Source organism: Actinocrispum wychmicini, from assembly GCF_004345645.1.
In the GTDB taxonomy this organism is placed as follows: Bacteria; Actinomycetota; Actinomycetes; order Mycobacteriales; family Pseudonocardiaceae; genus Kibdelosporangium; species Kibdelosporangium wychmicini.
Genome location: NZ_SLWS01000001.1, coordinates 587,799 through 603,838 on the forward strand (window position 1 = coordinate 587,799; position 16,040 = coordinate 603,838).

The 16,040-nt window shown below is 68.6% G+C and carries 12 protein-coding genes; 7 read left to right on the forward strand and 5 right to left on the reverse strand.

Going from position 1 to position 16,040, the window contains the following annotated elements; genetic code table 11:
* The first annotated feature begins 34 nt into the window (after nt 1-34).
* Nucleotides 35-2,230 (forward strand): DUF7507 domain-containing protein, encoded by a 2,196-nt coding sequence (locus tag EV192_RS02885; RefSeq protein ID WP_132110777.1) that lies wholly within the window; start codon nt 35-37, stop codon nt 2,228-2,230.
* Here the strand turns inward: EV192_RS02885 and EV192_RS02890 are convergent.
* The 3 genes from EV192_RS02890 to EV192_RS55475 are packed head-to-tail and all read right to left on the reverse strand — an operon-like array spanning nt 2,227 to nt 6,114.
* Complete coding sequence (locus tag EV192_RS02890) at nt 2,227-2,868, reverse strand: SRPBCC family protein (RefSeq protein WP_132110779.1); 642 nt, start codon at nt 2,866-2,868, stop codon at nt 2,227-2,229. The genes EV192_RS02885 and EV192_RS02890 overlap by 4 nt on opposite strands.
* A gap of 8 nt (nt 2,869-2,876) precedes the next feature.
* The gene (locus EV192_RS02895) at nt 2,877-3,674 is read right to left on the reverse strand and encodes an SDR family oxidoreductase (RefSeq protein ID WP_132110781.1); all 798 of its coding nucleotides are present in this window, start codon (nt 3,672-3,674) and stop codon (nt 2,877-2,879) included.
* Between the two features lie 10 nt (nt 3,675-3,684).
* The gene (locus tag EV192_RS55475; protein WP_132110783.1) at nt 3,685-6,114 is read right to left on the reverse strand and encodes an AMP-binding protein; all 2,430 of its coding nucleotides are present in this window, start codon (nt 6,112-6,114) and stop codon (nt 3,685-3,687) included.
* Nucleotides 6,115-6,248: 134 nt separating this feature from the next.
* Here EV192_RS55475 and EV192_RS02905 point away from each other — a divergent pair, with 134 nt between their 5' ends.
* From EV192_RS02905 to EV192_RS02930, 6 genes are read left to right on the forward strand one after another with little or no spacing between them, the layout of a single operon-like run.
* On the forward strand, nt 6,249-7,082 hold the full coding sequence (locus EV192_RS02905; RefSeq protein WP_132110785.1) for an FAD binding domain-containing protein: 834 nt from the start codon (nt 6,249-6,251) through the stop codon (nt 7,080-7,082).
* Entirely contained in the window at nt 7,079-9,409 is a 2,331-nt protein-coding gene (locus EV192_RS02910; protein WP_132110787.1) for a xanthine dehydrogenase family protein molybdopterin-binding subunit, read from the forward strand. Before EV192_RS02905 ends, EV192_RS02910 begins: the two co-directional genes overlap by 4 nt.
* A complete protein-coding gene (locus EV192_RS02915) occupies nt 9,406-9,885 on the forward strand; it encodes a (2Fe-2S)-binding protein (RefSeq protein WP_132110789.1) in 480 nt (159 codons plus the stop codon). Before EV192_RS02910 ends, EV192_RS02915 begins: the two co-directional genes overlap by 4 nt.
* Entirely contained in the window at nt 9,882-12,152 is a 2,271-nt protein-coding gene (locus tag EV192_RS02920) for a xanthine dehydrogenase family protein molybdopterin-binding subunit (RefSeq protein WP_132110791.1), read from the forward strand. The genes EV192_RS02915 and EV192_RS02920 overlap by 4 nt, the downstream gene beginning before the upstream one ends.
* A complete protein-coding gene (locus EV192_RS02925) occupies nt 12,149-12,772 on the forward strand; it encodes a GntR family transcriptional regulator (RefSeq protein WP_132110793.1) in 624 nt (207 codons plus the stop codon). The genes EV192_RS02920 and EV192_RS02925 overlap by 4 nt, the downstream gene beginning before the upstream one ends.
* 47 nt (nt 12,773-12,819) lie before the next feature.
* Nucleotides 12,820-13,698, forward strand: coding sequence for an alpha/beta fold hydrolase (locus EV192_RS02930; protein ID WP_132110795.1), 879 nt, complete (start codon nt 12,820-12,822; stop codon nt 13,696-13,698).
* Here the strand turns inward: EV192_RS02930 and EV192_RS02935 are convergent.
* Together EV192_RS02935 and EV192_RS02940 are read right to left on the reverse strand one after the other, a co-directional pair.
* Complete coding sequence (locus tag EV192_RS02935; RefSeq protein WP_132110797.1) at nt 13,669-14,673, reverse strand: cation diffusion facilitator family transporter; 1,005 nt, start codon at nt 14,671-14,673, stop codon at nt 13,669-13,671. The genes EV192_RS02930 and EV192_RS02935 overlap by 30 nt on opposite strands.
* Nucleotides 14,673-16,028, reverse strand: a complete 1,356-nt coding sequence (locus EV192_RS02940; protein WP_132110799.1) for a dihydrolipoyl dehydrogenase family protein — start codon at nt 16,026-16,028, stop codon at nt 14,673-14,675. Before EV192_RS02940 ends, EV192_RS02935 begins: the two co-directional genes overlap by 1 nt.
* Nucleotides 16,029-16,040: the final 12 nt, after the last annotated feature.

Below are 16,040 nucleotides of genomic sequence, written 5' to 3' on the forward strand. Positions count from 1 at the left end.
CCGGGAACCGCCTGCCCTGACAGACTTCCTGGATATGCGCCTTGTGCTGGTCGGGCTGGTGTTGTTGGCAGGTTTGACCGGCGCTGCCCGCGCTGACGCCGCGGAACCGTTCGAGCAGGCGTACAACCGGATCGTCAACGGCGACTTTCTTAGCGTTGGCAATGGTTCCCTGCGGTGCCCGGTGGCAGCCGACAACGCGCCGACAACCAGTGAGGGCAACACGCCGGGCGCGTGTGCGGACGCGGCCATGCGGGCCAACAAGCGGGTCAACGACAACTTCTTCATGCAGTGGGCGGACGTCGACGACGACCCGGGCACGTTCGACTCCAGCAGCGCCACGGTCGACCTGCCGGCCAACGCGAAGGTCGAGTTCGCGCGCCTGCACTGGGGCGGCAACACGGGCCTGTTCGCCGACTCGACGGTCCCGATGTGCCAGTCACGGGGGTCGGAGACACCGGCGGTCCTGCCGGCGGGGGCACCGAACAAGCAGAAGGTCCGGCTGGTCACGAAGTCGAAGACGGTGGACGTGGCGCCGCGGCAGGTGATGGTCGATCCGCCGGGGACGTTCCGGGGAGCTGGACAGTTCTACTCGGCGTACGCCGACGTGACCGACGCGATCGCGGCCGGGCCTGTCGTGGTGGGGAACGTGTGGGCGCCCAAGGGGTTCGGGTGCATCGGCGGGTGGTCGTTGACGGTCGTCTACAGCGTGCCTGGCGGCAAGAAGCGGCAGGTCCTGGTCTACGACGGGCACGTGCGGCAGAGCAACGGAGACCCGAAGACCGTCGCGCACATCGACGGGTTCCGGGCCGCGACAACAGAAGCGCACGTGGGAATCACCGCCTACGAGGGCGACTGGGGCATCGGCGGCGACCAGTTCGACGGCAGCCCCGGCGACAACTTCTTCGTGTCGCAGGCAGACGGCCGCCTGAAGCCGGACGCGCCGAACAACTTCAGCGTGGACGTGCGATCGGTGACCATGCCGGTCACGCTCGGCGCCAGCAGCGTGGACCTCGGGTTCGTGACGACCGGGGACGGGTTCATGGTGCAGAGCCTGGCGTTCTCGGTGGCGGTACCGGCGTTGCAGGTAACCCAGACCGTCGACAAGCCGGCGGTCCACCCTGGGGACACGGTCACGTTCACGATCACAGTGACCAACACGGGTGGAACGCCGGTGACGGACATCCAAGCCGGGTGCCAGTCGATTCCTTCGCTCGAAAGTGGACAGTCGCACAGCCACACATGCACGGTGACCGCGCCGGCGGACGACTTCGCCAACGTCGTCAAGGTAACTGGGAAGACGCCGATCGGGGACGTCGAAGGCAGCGCGGAGACCCCCGTCGAAGTGCTGAACCCGGCGGTGGGCATCACGAAGACCGCGGACAAGGCCGCCTACCGGGACGGTGACACTGTCACATTCACGGTGACAGTGTCGAACACCGGTGACACACCGCTTCAAGGGGTCGAGGTGGTCGACGAGAAGACCCCCGCGTGCGGCCGAAAGCTCGCCGCGCCGGGGACGTTCACGTGCACCGCGGTCGCGCCGGTCGCCGGGAACGTGAACACGGCCAGGGTGAGTGGGGCCGACCGGTTGGGCAAGCAGGTGACGGCGTCGGCCGACGCGTCGGTGAAGATGATCCACCCTGGGCTGGCGTTGACCAAGACCGTTGACCGCGCGGTCGTCCGGCAAGGTGACACTGTCACGTTCACGATCGACGTACGCAACAGCGGGGACGCGCCGCTGACCGGAGTCGTGGTGCAGGACGACATTCCCAGCTGTGCCAAGGAGATCGGCGATCTCAGCAGCGGGCAGGAGATCCGGTATGCCTGCTCGGTGGTCGCCGAGGCGCGGGGGGCGTCCAGCGTGTCGACCGCGACCGGCGTTGACGAGACACAAAGGACGGTCACGGGCGGTGGGAGCGCCGGGTTCACCGTGATCCACCCGGGGATCTCGGTCGTGGTGAGTGTCGGCGGTCCGTATCGGCCGGGTGACGTCGTGACGTTCACGGTGAGCGTGCGGAACACCGGCGATGTGCCGCTGACCGATGTCGTGGTCACGGACCCCATCGCGCCGGACTGCGCACGGGCTTTGACGGCGTTGGCGGACTACCAGTGCACCATGGCGGCTCCGGCCGACGACCTCACGAACCTGGTGACGGTGTCGGCGAAGCCGCCGGTCGGGCCTCCGGTCGCCGCGGCGGACGGGGCGTTCGTGGACGTCGTCCTGCCCTAACTGTCGTGCTGGATCTTGACGATCACCTCGATCACTTTCCTGCGCCGCAGGCCGCCGGCCAGCAGGCCCAGGGCCACCCCGGCGGCGATCGGCGCGATCCGCTTCAGCAGCGGCTTCAGCACCAAGGCGAGGCCGTCCAGTTCCGTCGGTGGGGTCACGTCGACGGGCTTGGCCGGTTCGGTGGCTGAGCCGTTGGCGGTGAGGAGGTTCTCCACGTTGCCGGCGAACTGGCCGATCAGGCGTTGGCTGACCTCGCCGATCACGCCCCGGCCGAACTGGGCCACTTTGCCGCGGATCATCAGGTCGGTCTCGAACGCAACCTTGGCGCCGGTGCCGTCCGGCACCACTTTGGCGGTGACGTGCGCGTCGGCGTTTCCCTGGCCGTGCTGCTCCTTGCCGGAGGCCTTCAGGACGGCTGTGCGGCCGTCGTGGTCGATCTGGAGGAAGCGCACTGTTCCGGTGTACGCGACGCCGAGCGGGCCGATCCTGACTTTGACTTCGCCCTCGTAGGTGTCCTTGTCGAGTTGGCCGAGCAGGCGGCTGCCGGGCATGCACGTGGCCACCCGTGCCACGTCGAGCAAGGTGTTGAAGACCTCGGTGGGGTCCCGCTCGATGTGGACTTCGTTGGTCAGCTTCATCAGGGCTCCTACAGGTCCATCAGTGCTTTGCGCTGGCCGCCGTCGACCGGGATGTGCGCGCCGTTGATGAAGCTCGCTCGGGGCGACGCGAGGAAGGCGACCAGCGCGGCGACCTCGTCCGGTTCGCAGATCCGGCCGAACGGGATGGAACTGGTGGCCAGTTCGTGGGCGCGGTCCTGGGTGACCTTCTTGTCCCGGGCGAACGCCTTCTCCAGGGTGTCCCAGCGGTCGGTGTTCACCGGGCCCGGGTTGACCGTGTTGATCCGGACGCCGTAGCGGCCGTACTGCTCGGCGATCGAGGACGCGAAGTTGATGTCCGCCGCGTTGGCGACACCGGCGGTCAGCTCCCAGTAGCTGGGCTTCAGGCCGTCGTTGCCGACGACCAGGACGATGGAGCCGGAGCCGCGCTCACGCATGTGCGGGATCACGGCACGGACTGACCGCACGTAGCCCATGAACTTGAGGTTGAGGCTGGCCATCCACTGTTCCTCGGTCAGGTCCTCCAGCAGGCCGCCGGGTGAGCTGCCGGCGCACGTGACCAGGGTGTCGATGTGGCCGAAGCGGTCCAGGGTGGCCTGGACGCAGCGTTCCACGTCCGCGGACCTGCTCATGTCGCCGACCATCGGCAGCACGGACCGGCCGCTGGCGGTGGCGATCTCCTTCGCGGTGACCTCAAGGGCGTCCGCGGTCCGCGCGGTGATCACCACGTCCGAGCCCTCGGCCGCCAACTGTTCGGCGACCGCTCGGCCGATGCCCTTGCTGGCTCCGGTCACGAAGGCGACTTTGTCCGTCAGCTGCAGGTCCATGAACGACTCCTCACCTCGACGTTTGGTATACCAAATCTGGTCGGGCCTCCGCCAGGGCCACGCCGCCCGGGGTGGACTCGATCATGGTTCCCAGCCTGCCCACGGTGGCCTCGGCCTGTCGAGCCCCGATCACCTGCGCGCCCACCGGCAGCCCGTCGGCCAGGCCGGCCGGAACGGACATCGCCGGGTGTCCGGTGGCCGACGCCAGGGCCGTGAACCGGAAGTACGTCGACGCCAACCCCTTGGTGTCGACAGGGGCCGCAGGCACGGGCACGGTCGGCAGCAGGACCGCGTCGACTTCACGCAACAGCGCGTCAAGCTCCTCGCGGGCGGCTTGGACTAGCCTCCGGGCGGCCGTGACGTCCGTGGAACGGCCTTTGTCGAGCTCAGCGATGGTCTCCGGGCTCAACCCGTCCCGCCGGTCCCACCACAGCCCCGCGGCCTCGGCGAGCATGATCGCGTACGTTGCCGCGCGCACATCCGGCAACGTCACGTCGACAGTTTCCAGCGCAAGGGCGTCGACCGCTTCTTCGAGAACCTGTTTCACCGCAGGCCCGCAGTGGTCCAGCGAGACACCGATCCGGGCGATCTCAGCTGGTGGCGTGAGTGTTCCGCCGAGCATCTCGAACACCCGGAGACAGTCCTGGGCGGTCGGCGCGATCGGCCCAAGGGTGTCCAGCGACGGCGCGAGAGCGGTGACACAGCTCGTGCTGACGGCCCCGAAAGTCGGCCGCAGCCCGGCGACCCCGCACAACGCGGCCGGCACCCTGATCGAGCCGCCGGTGTCCGTGCCCAAGGCGTACCGGGCGGCGCCGACGGCGACCGCGACCGCCGATCCCCCACTGGACCCGCCGGCATGCATCCGTTCGCGCCAAGGGGTGACGCAGTCCGGGGTAGTGAGCGAGAGGGCCAGTTCGGGCATCCGGGTACGGCCGATCGCGTAGCAGCCAGGGAACCGGGCCATCACCGACAGGTCGATGTTCTCCTTGACCGCGACCGGAATGCCGTCCTGGAGCGGGAAGATCTCGGTGAACGCGCCCAACTCGGTGGCGCGTCGCAGCGGGGTTCGCAGGCGGTGTCGGGCGATCTTGCCCATGTGGTTGCGAGGCAGGGAACGCACTACGACGACCTGCTTCGGGCATTTGTACGGCGCCAGCCGAGTGCGCGCGTGCGCGATCAGGTCCGCTGGTTCGCGCAGGACGACCCAGGCCGTGACCTGCTCGCCCCACCTCTCGTCGGGTACCCCGGCGACCGCCGCTGCCACCACGGCGGGGTGTTCTTCGAGGGCGAGTTCGACCTCGCGCGGGTAGACGTTGAGGCCGCCGGTGATGACGAGTTCCTTGCTCCGGCCGCGGATCACCAGGTGGCCGTCCTCGACCACGCCGAGGTCTCCGGTGCGGAACCAGCCGTCGTCGGTGAACGGGTCGTCGGCGTTGTTCCAGTAGCCGTTGAACACCTGCGGCCCGCGGATCTGGATCTCGTCGGCCACGATCCTGACGTGCACGCCGGGCAGCGGAATGCCGACTGTGTCACCGCGCGGCGCATCCAGCGGGTTGCCCACGTTCAGCCCTGATTCCGTTGTCCCGTAACGAACCAGAGGCACGCGAGGGAGCCGCGCGGCCAACGCCGCACTCAGCGGGGCGGACCCGCAGACGCACAACCGAAGGCCGGCAAACGCTTCCGGTGCCGACGCTAACCGTTCGTAGATCGTGGGTACGGCGAACAACACGGACGCCGAACGCATCGACGATGTCAGCTCGTCCAGCGAGAACCGCGAGAACAGCCGTGCCGACGAGCCGGCGGCGAGGGTCGCGTGCACTCCGCTCAGGCCGTGTTGGTGGAACAGGGGCAGGCAGTGGGTGAGGACGTCGTTCTCGGACCACTGCCACGCGGCCATCGCCGACCGGATCGACGTCAGCAGGTGACGGTGGCTGAGCGGAACGCCCTTGGGGCGACCGGTCGTTCCGGACGTGTACGCCAGAACGGCGATGTCATCGGGGTTTCCGACGGGCTCGATCGGCGCACCGGCCGGTTCCCGCATGTCCGACACGGTCAGGACAGCGCCCGAGTCGCGCACGAGATGGGCGAGCTCGGCTTCGGTGTAGGTCGGATTGGCCAGGACCGCGACAGCTCCCGCGCGCAGAACCCCGAGGTAGCAACGCACGAAGTCGAGCGACGACGGCCCGACGAGGACGACGCGGTCGCCGGGGCGGGTGCGTTCGGCGAACCAGCCGGCGGCCGAAGCCGCGGCGGCGTCGAGCGAACCATGCGTCATCGCCTGGCCGTCCACGGACAAGGCGGGCTTGTCCGGCAGTCGTTGGGCGGTCGCCTGGGCCAGCGACGGGATTGTGGTGTCGCCGAGCGAGGCGACTAACGCGGCAGGGTCTTCAACCGTCGGCAGGTGCCGTCGCCAGGACTCCTCGCTCCACGAGCCGCTCATACAGCTCCCGACCAGATCGCTCGGATGATCGTCCGCTCGTAACATTGGCAGAGCAGAGCGGCGACGGTGTTCCTGGCCATAGCGAGGCGCATGCTGAAATATGGTATACCGATGCCGATGAGCGGAGGAAACACGTGAAGCCGGCGGCGTTCACCTACCATCGCGCGTACGACGTGAACGAGACGATCGCGCTCCTGGGTGAACTCGGCCCGGACGCCAAGATCCTGGCCGGCGGGCAGAGCCTGGTCGCGATGATGAACTTCCGTCTGGCCAGGCCGAGTGCCCTGGTCGACATCACCCGGATCGCCGGCCTGGACTACCAACGCCGCGACGGCGACGGCCTGCACATCGGGGCGTTGACCACGCATCGCGCGGTCGAGAAAGCCAAGCTGGACGGCTTCGCCGTGCTGCCCAAGGCCGCGCGCTGGATCGGCCACTACCCCATCCGCTGCCGTGGCACGTTCGGCGGCAGCATCGCGCACGGCGACGCGACTTCGGAGTGGTGCGTCCTCGCGGTCCTCCTGGAAGCCGTGATCGTGCTGCAAGGGCCGACGGGGCAACGCGAAGTCCCCGCGACTGAGTTCTTCCACGGCTTCTTCATGACCGCGACCGAACCGGACGAGATGGTCGTCGAGATCCGGTTCCCCAGGCCGGCGCCGCACGCCGCGCTGACTGAGTTCTCCCAACGCAAGGGCGACTTCGCGGTCGTCGCCGCGGCTGCTCGGCTGGATCTCGCAAACGACGAGGTGCTCACCTCGCGGATCGTGCTCGGCGGTGTCGGCCCGAAGCCGGTGGTGGTGGACGCGGACCTGGCGGGCCGGCCGGCGACCGAGGACACCTGGCGTGCGGCCGGCGAAGCCGCTGCGGCACAAGTGGATCCGCCGTCCGACGGGCATGGTAGTTCCGCGTACCGGAAGAAGCTCACGGCGACTCTCGTGGCCCGTGCGCTCGCGGAGGCCGCGGCATGACTCAGGTCGACGGCACGCGGTGGGTCGGAGCCCGGGTGCCGCGCAAGGAAGACCGCCGGATGTTGTTGGGCCGTGGCCGGTTCGTCTCGGACATGACTCGGGCGGACACCTTGCACGCGGCGTTCGTCCGCAGCCCGTACGCGTCCGCCCGGATCACCCGGATCGACGTGTCCCGGGCGAAGCGGGTCGACGGCGTGCTGGAGGTGTTGACCAGCAACGACCTGGGCGACCCAGGTCTGGTGGCCGTGCTGGAGCGCGACGAGTTCAAGCCGACCCGGATGCCGATGCTCGCCATGGACCGGGTGCGGTTCGTGGGCGAGCCAGTGGCCGTCGTGATCGCCGAGGACGCGTACTCCGCGGAGGACGGCATCGAGGCCGTGGACGTCGAGTACGAGATCGAACCGGTCGTCATGGACTTGGCCGCTGCGCTCGCCGAAGGCGCCCCGGAAGTCCACAGTGGAACCGGGAACTGCCTGGTCGACCTGGTCATGTTCGACGACCCCGCGTTGCCGGAGATCTTCGCGAACGCCCCGCTCGTGCTGGCCGCGAAGTTCACCAGCGGCCGGGTGTCCGGGCTGCCGATGGAAGGCCGGGCGACCCTCGCCGAGTGGGACGACCGGGACGGCCAGGTCGTCGTGCACACCTCCACGCAAGTCCCGCACCAGGCCCGGTCCGGGATCGCCCAGGCGCTGGACATCCCGGAGCGGACCATCCGGGTCATCGCACCCGATGTCGGCGGCGGGTTCGGCCAGAAATGCGTGGTCAGCCGCGAAGAGGTCGTGTTGGCCAAAGCGGCGATGACACTGCGCCGGCAAGTCGTCTGGGTGGAGGACCGGGCCGAGAACCTGACCGCGTCCGTCCATGGGCACGAGCAGGAGTACGACGTCCAGGCCGCGTTCGACGCCGACGGCCGGATCCTCGGCCTGGCAGCGGACATCAAGTGCGATATCGGGGCGTACTCGGTCTTCCCGTTCACGTGCGCGGTCGAGCCGCTGATGGCCGCGACCGAACTGCCCGGGATCTACAAGGTGCCCGCGTACCGGGCGCGCGGCCGGGGCGTGTCGACGAACAAGACGCCGACCGCGCCCTACCGTGGGGTGTCCCGGCCGCAGATCGTGCTCGTGATGGAACGCCTGATGGAGAAGGCCGCGGCGCAGTTGGGCATCGACTCGGTGGAGATCCGGCGGCGCAACATGATCCTGCCGGGCGAGTTCCCGTACGTCGGTGTGAACAAGATCAGCTACGACGAGGGCAGCTACCTGGAGTCACTTGAGCTGACCGAGAAGAAGATCACCGAGGCCGGCTGGTACGTCGAGCGGGACCAGCTGCGTGAGCAGGGCGTTCACGCGGGCATCGGGTTCTCGTGCTTCTCCGAGCGGACCGCGTACGGCACGCCGACGATGTCCCAGCGGCGGATGCGGATGACACCGGGTTACGACACCGCGCACGTCCGGATGGACCCGTCCGGCGAGGTGATCGTGACGACCGGGACATGCGGCCACGGCCAGGGGCACGAGACCACGTTCGCTCAGATCGTCGCGGACCAGCTCGGCGTGCATCCGGACCAGGTGCGGCTGCGGCAGGGCGACACGGACCTGACATCGTACGGCTGGGGCACGTTCGGCAGCCGGTCGATCGTGATCGGCGGCGGTGCCGCGCGCAAAGCAGCCGCTGTCGTGGCGGAGAAACTACGCAAGATCGCCGCGCACATGCTGGAGGTCAGCGAGAACGACGTCGTACTCGCCGATGGCAACGCCGGTGTCAGGGGTGTTCCGGACGTGCATGTGCCGATCGCGGAGCTCGCCCGGATCGTCCACTTCCAGGCGCACCAACTGCCGGCGGACACCCGGTACGCGCTGGAGGCACGGGAGACCGCGGACCCGCCGGGGACGTTCTCCAACGCCTGTCACGCCGTGTTCGTCACCATCGACCCTGGTACCGGCGAGATCAAGGCCCGGAAGTTCATGGTCGTGGAGGACTGCGGGGTGATCATCAACCCGATGGTGGTGGACGGTCAGGTGCGCGGCGGGATCGCCCAGGGCATCGCGTGCGCGTTGTACGAGAAGATCACCTTCGACACCGAAGGACAACCGACCACCACCACGCTCATGGACTACCTCGTGCCGACCGCCACCGAGATCTGCCCGATCGAGATCCACCACCTCGAAACACCGTCCCAGTTCAGTGAGAACGGGTCCAAGGGCATGGGCGAGGGCGGCACGATCGGCGCGCCCGCCGCGGTGCTCAACGCGGTGAACGACGCGCTGGCGCACCTCGGCGTCGAGATCGACCACATCCCTGTGCTGCCGGAGGACGTGCTGCGATGAAGGACATCCACCTGATCTCCCTGAGCGTCAACGGCTCGGACCACGAGGTCGTCGTCGAGTCCCGGCGCACGCTCGCCGACGTCCTGCGGCACGACCTCGGCTACACCGGCACGCACATCGGCTGCGAGCACGGGATCTGTGGTGCGTGCACGGTTCTGCTCGACGGCGAACCAGTGCGTTCATGTTTGATCTTCGGGGTTCAGGCCGACGGCTGTGCGGTACGGACCGTCGAAGGCCTGGCCGACCGAGAAGAACTCTCCGACCTGCAGAAAGCGTTCAGCCGGTGTCACGGCTTGCAGTGCGGGTTCTGCACGCCCGGGTTCCTGATGCTCAGCGAGGCGTACCTGGCCGAGACGGACGGGGTACCCGACGAGGGCGAGGTTCGCGAGGTGATGGCGTCGAACCTGTGCCGTTGCACCGGCTACCAGGGCATCGTGGAGGCGGTCCGGCAGGTCGCCGAGGAGCGCGCCGGATGACGTTCATCGGCGAGCGGGTGCCGCGCAAGGAGGATTCTCGGCTGCTTCGCGGCCACGGCCGGTTCGCTGACGACCAGGACCGCCCCGGCCAGCTTTGGGTCCGCGTGGTCCGGTCCCCCATCGCGCACGGCCGGATCCGGTCGGTCGCCACCGCCACGGCGTCCGAAGTGGACGGTGTGGTCCGGGTGGTGACCGCCGCCGACCTGCCCGATCGCCGGATTCCGGTGCGGCTCAAGGTCCAGGGCATCAACCTGGACGACCACCTGCAGCCCGTGCTGGCCACGGACACCGTCCGGTATGTCGGCGAACCCGTGGCGGTCGTCGTCGCCGAGGACCCGTATGTCGCCGAGGACGCGGCGGAGCTGGTGGAGCTGGACATCGACGAGCTCCCGGTCGTCGTTGAAACTTTTCAAGGCACGGTCGCGGCGGATTTCCGGCTCGGCTACGGCGATGTCGAACAGGCTTTCGTGGACGCCGCCCACATTGTCGAGATGGAATTCGACGTCGGCCGGCACAGTGCCGTGCCGATGGAACCCCGGGCGCTTCTGGTCGATGTCGATCCCGGGTCCGGGGCATTGCAGATCCACGGCATGACCAAGGTTCCGGTATTCAACCGGGACGTGCTGGCGACCATGCTCGGCGTGGATGAGAACCTGATCCACGTGCACGCGATCGACGCGGGCGGCGGATTCGGCGTGCGCGGCGAGTTCTACCCCGAGGATTTCCTGGTCCCGTGGCTGGCGCGCGAGCTCAACCGGCCCGTGAAGTGGGTGGAGGACCGGGCGGAACACCTGGTCGCGGTCAATCACTCACGCCAGCAACACCACACCATCGCCGCCGCGTTCGACAAGAACGGCGTGCTCCTCGCCATGCGGGACGACGTTCTGCATGACAACGGCGCATACGCCCGCACACATGGGATCATCGTGCCCGAACTGACGTTGGCGATGTTGCCCGGACCGTATCGGGTGCCCGCGTTCGCCGGCCGGATTCGGGTGATGCTGACCAACAAGACCCCATGTGGGACGTATCGTGCGCCGGGCCGGTTTGAGGGAACGGCCGTCCGTGAGCAGCTGCTCGATGTCGCCGCCGACAAACTTGGCATCGACCGGGTGGAACTCCGACGCAAGAACCTGTTGGACGCGCGCGAATTACCCCACACTCGTGAAATGAGCACGCTCGGCACCGATGTGGTCCTCGATTCCGGGGACTATGTCGGGCTGCTGGACAAGGCGATGGCCGAAGCCGACCGGCTCGGCTATCGGGCCGAGCTGGCGTCGTTGCGCGCGCAAGGACGTACCGCCGGTTTGGGGGTGGCGGTGTTCCTGGAGAAAAGCGGTCTGGGGCCACAGGAAACCGCGGACGTCATGGTCGGCACGTCCGGCGCGGTCCGCGTGCATTCCGGGGGAACGTCACTGGGGCAGGGCATCGAGACCGTGCTCGCGCAGATCACCGCGGACGCGTTGGATGTCGACCCGGCCGTGGTCACGGTCGTCAACGGGGACACAGCACTGCAGCCGTTCGGCGCGGGCTCGTGGGCGTCGCGGTCCACAGTCGTAGGCGGTAGCGCCGTGCACAAGGCAGCGTTGGCTGTGCGGGAACGTGCGATCCAGATGGCGTCGCGGATGCTTGAGGTGTCCGAGGACGACCTGGAGACGCGGTGCGGATCGATCGGCGTCCGCGGCGCACCCGGCAGCAGCGTGACTCTCGGCGAGGTGGCCAAGGCGTGCCGGCCGGGCAGCCCGCACCTGTTGCCCGACGAACCCGCTGGTCTGGCGGCCCGGCGCCGGTTCGAGGTCGAGCACATGACCTACCCGTACGGGGTACACGTCGCCCTGGTCGACGTCGACCGGGGGACTGGTCTAGTCCAAGTGCCGCGCTATCTCGTAGCCTACGAGATTGGCCGGGCGATCAACCCGACCTTGGTGGAAGGCCAACTGGTCGGTGGTGTCGCCCAGGGAATAGGTGGCGCTTTGCTGGAGGAGTTCCGGTACGACGAGGCCGGACAACCACAGGCGGTGACGTTCATGGACTACCTGCTGCCGACCGCGGCCGAGCTGCCCAAGGTCGACGTGCTGGTGACCGAGGACGCGCCGGCACCCGGAAACCCGCTCGGCGTCAAAGGAGCGGGCGAGGGCGGACTCACCGCGGCAGGCGCGGCGATCGCGGGGGCCGTCCGGGACGCGCTGGACTTGCCCGGACCGGTGAGGCGGCTGCCGTTGACCGCGGAGCGAGTACGCGGTCTGACAGATGAGGGGACCAGATGACAGAGCCGACGACACTCAACTACGTCAGCAAGACCGACATGGTGGTCGCGCTGATCCGTGAGCTGATCATCACCGGCGAACTGCCGGCCGGTAAACAGTTGAGACAGCGCGACCTGGCCGCCCGGTTCCACGTGAGCCAGACCCCGGTCCGCGAGGCCATGCGCCGCCTGGAGTCCGAGGGTTTGGTGGTGGGCGACGCCCATCGCGGCTTCACCGTGGTGGAGGCGGACTCGGGGTCGACCGAGGAGAACTTCCGGATCCGCGCCGCGCTCGAGGCGCTCGGCGCCGAGCTCGCGGTGCCGCGCATCGACGAGGCCGGCATCCAGAAGCTCACCGACCTCAACGAGCAGATGCGCAAGCTCGCCGAAGAGGACCAGTGTTATCCCGAGCTGAACCGTGAGTTCCACTTCACGCTCTACGAGTACGCCCACAGTCCCCTACTGGTGTCGATCATGCGTCTGCTGTGGCAGGCGTTGCGCGGCGGCCCGCGCGTGACCCGGACGCACGCGGAGTCCGTCGAGGAGCACGCGATGATCATCGACGCGCTTCGTCGTCGGGACGCGGAGGCGGCGGCCAAGGCGACCTACAACCACATCATGGGCACGACACCTCTGGACTGAGGCCCGGGTCGGTATACCATTTGATATACCGACCGATGGGAGGTTCCGTGCCGAGAATCGAGACCGACGACGGTGTGTCCTTGCACGTGGAGGAGACCGGGAGCGGCTTCCCGATTCTCTTCGTGCACGAGTTCGCGGGCGACCATCGCAGTTGGGAGCCCCAGGTCCGGCATTTCTCCCGTACTCATCGCTGCGTCACGTACTCGGCGCGCGGCTATCCACCCTCGGACGTACCGACCGATCCCGCGAAGTACTCGATGAACCGCGCTGTCGCCGACGCGGTGTCCGTTTTGGACGGTCTGGGCATCGACGAGGCCCATGTGGTCGGGTTGTCGATGGGCGGGTTCACCGCGCTGCACCTTGTCCTGCAGCATCCGCAGCGGGTCGCGTCGGCCGTTGTCGCGGGCGCCGGCTACGGCGCGCAACCCGAGCGGCAGGAGGCGTTCCGCGCCGAGGCGTACGCGACGGCGGACGCGTTCGAGACCGAGGGCGCGGCGGAAGTCGCCAAGAGGTACGCGGTCGGGCCCGCGCGCGTGCAGTTCCAGAACAAGAACCCGCGTGGCTGGGCGGAGTTCGCGGAGTCTCTCAGCGAACACTCGGCCGTCGGATCGGCGTTGACCATGCGTGGTGTGCAGGCCGCGCGTCCGTCACTCTACGACTTCACCGACCAGTTGACGGCCATCGACACCGCCATCCTGATCGTCGTCGGCGACGAGGACGAGGGCTGCCTCGAACCGGACCTGATGCTGAAACGGACGATCCGCACGTCCGGGCTGGCGGTCCTGCCGCAGACCGGACACACGGCCAACCTGGAGGAGCCAGACGTGTTCAACGCGGTCGTCGAGAAGTTCGTCACCGCGGTGGACCGGGGCGCGTGGCTGGCGCGCGATCCCCGGTCACGGTCCAGTTCCACCACCGGGATGTAGCTCGCGGCCGTAGCGGGCCAGCACCTTGGCACGGACGTCAGGATCGGTGCGGGGCACGGGTTCCAGGAAGATCTCATTCAGTTCGTGGAACTCCGCGCGTAGCTCACCGTCGATCCGCACGCACGCGCGCTCAAGGTCGGCCGCTCCCAAGGCGTCGTCGAAATCCAGGCGTGCGCAGAGCAACACGCTGTCTGTGCCTGTGGTCATGGTCAACAGGTCCACGACGGCTTCGACCTCGGGTGCCTCGGCCAGTCGGTCGCGGACGGCGAAGACCAGCACCGGATCCGCCTGACGTCCGATCAGCAGGGTCGCGTTCGTCCGCCCGAGCAGGTACGCCACGAACGCCAGCAACAGGCCGATCAGCAACGACGCGATGCCGTCCGGCAGGTTCGACCCGGTGATCTGGTGCAGCAGAACGCCGAGGAACGCGATGACCAGGCCGACCAACGCGGCACTGTCCTCGTACAGCACGGTCTTCGCGGTCGTGTCGTCGCTGCGGCTCAGGTACTCCTGGATCGAGCGGTTCTCCGCGGCCGCCTCGCGCCGGGTCTGCCGGATCGCCTGGGTCCACGACACCGACTCCAGCACGAACGCCAACGCGAGCACGATGTACGCGAGCAGCGGGCTCTCCTGCTCGCTGGGTGCGCCGAAGACCGTCCGGAAGCCTTCGTAGAACGCGAAAAGCGCCCCGGAGGCGAAGATCGACACCGCCGCGAGCAGCGACCAGAAGTACCGTTCCTTGCCGTAACCGAAGGGATGCCTGCGGTCGGCGGGCCGGTCGCTGCGGCGTAACGCGGTCAGCAGGAACAGTTCGGTGAACGTGTCCGCGATCGAGTGGGCCGCCTCGGACAGCATCGCGGCCGAGCCGCTGACCAACCCGGCGACCAGTTTCATGACCGCGATCGCGAGGTTGATCACCAGTGCGATGACGACCGTGAGCGTGCTTTCCCCGCCCGGTCGCTCCTCGTCGGGCATCAGAGGTCCGCCAGTGCCGAACCGATCGCCCGGTGGAAGGTCGGGTAGGCCAGGATCATGCCCTTCAACGTCGCCGTCGGCACTTCCGCGTGCACCGCGACCGCCAACGCGCTCATGATCTCCCCGCCGCCGGGGCCGACGACCGTGGCGCCGACGAGCACGCCACGGTCAGCGTCCTCGACCACCTTGATGAACCCGTCGTTGCCGAGTTTGTGCAGGTATCCGCGGGTCGAGTCGGACAACTTGGTGAACCCGGTGTTGACGTTCAAGCCCTTGGCCCTGGCCGCCGCCTCGGTCAAGCCGACCCCCGCCACCTCGGGATCGGTGAACGTGGCGTGCGGAACCGCGTGGTACTGAGCCTGGGGCACGTCCTCGCCGAGGATGTCCGCGGCCGCGATCTCCGCCTGGTACATGGACATGTGCGTGAACGCGCCCTTGCCGGTGATGTCGCCGATCGCCCAGACCCCGTCGGTCGCGCGCATCCGGTCGTCGACTTCGATGGTCCGGCCGTCGTCCGGCAGGCCGACCGCCTTGACGCCGATCGCCGCCAGGTCGGTCCGGCGGCCGGTGGCGACCAGAACCTGCGCCGCGGTCAGGGTTTCGTCGCCCGCCTGGACGTGGAACGTGCTGCCGTCGTGGCTGGCGCCGGTCACCCGGGTGCCGGTGAGCACGCGGATGCCTTCCCTGGTGAAGACGTCCGCCAGGACCTCGGCGGCCTCCGGCTCGTCGTTGGGCAGCAGCCGCTGGTTGGACTGGACGATGGTGACCTCGGCGCCGAACCGGGCGAAGATCTGGGCGAACTCGCAGCCGACCGGGCCGCCACCGAGCACGATCAGCGACTCGGGCACGGCGGTGGCGGTGACCGCCTCCCGGTTCGTCCACAGTGGAGTGTCCGAGAGTCCGTCCACCGGCGGGATCGCCGGGTCCGAACCGGGGTTGAGCACGATCCCGCGGCGGGTGCGGAACACCTTGTCGCCGACGGTGACCTCGTTCGGCCCGGTGATCCGGCCCCAGCCGTGCTCGATCCGCGCGCCCTTCGCGACCAGCGAGTCGACATGGCCCTGGTCGTTCCAGTTCGACGTGACCTCGTCGCGCAGCCAGGTGGCGACCGGCGTCCAGTCCGGCCGGACCTGCACCGACCCGGCCAGCTCGCCGGCCCGCCGCGCCTCGGCCAGGCTGTCCGCCGCCCGGACCATGGCCTTGGTCGGGACGCACGCGTAGAAGGGACACTCGCCGCCGACCAGCCGCGCGTCCACCCCCACCACGGCCAGCCCGGCACCGGCCAGCTTCGCGGTCAGCGCCTCCCCGCCTGGACCCAACCCGATGACGACGACATCCACATCCTCGGCCGGCATGCAGTACACCTC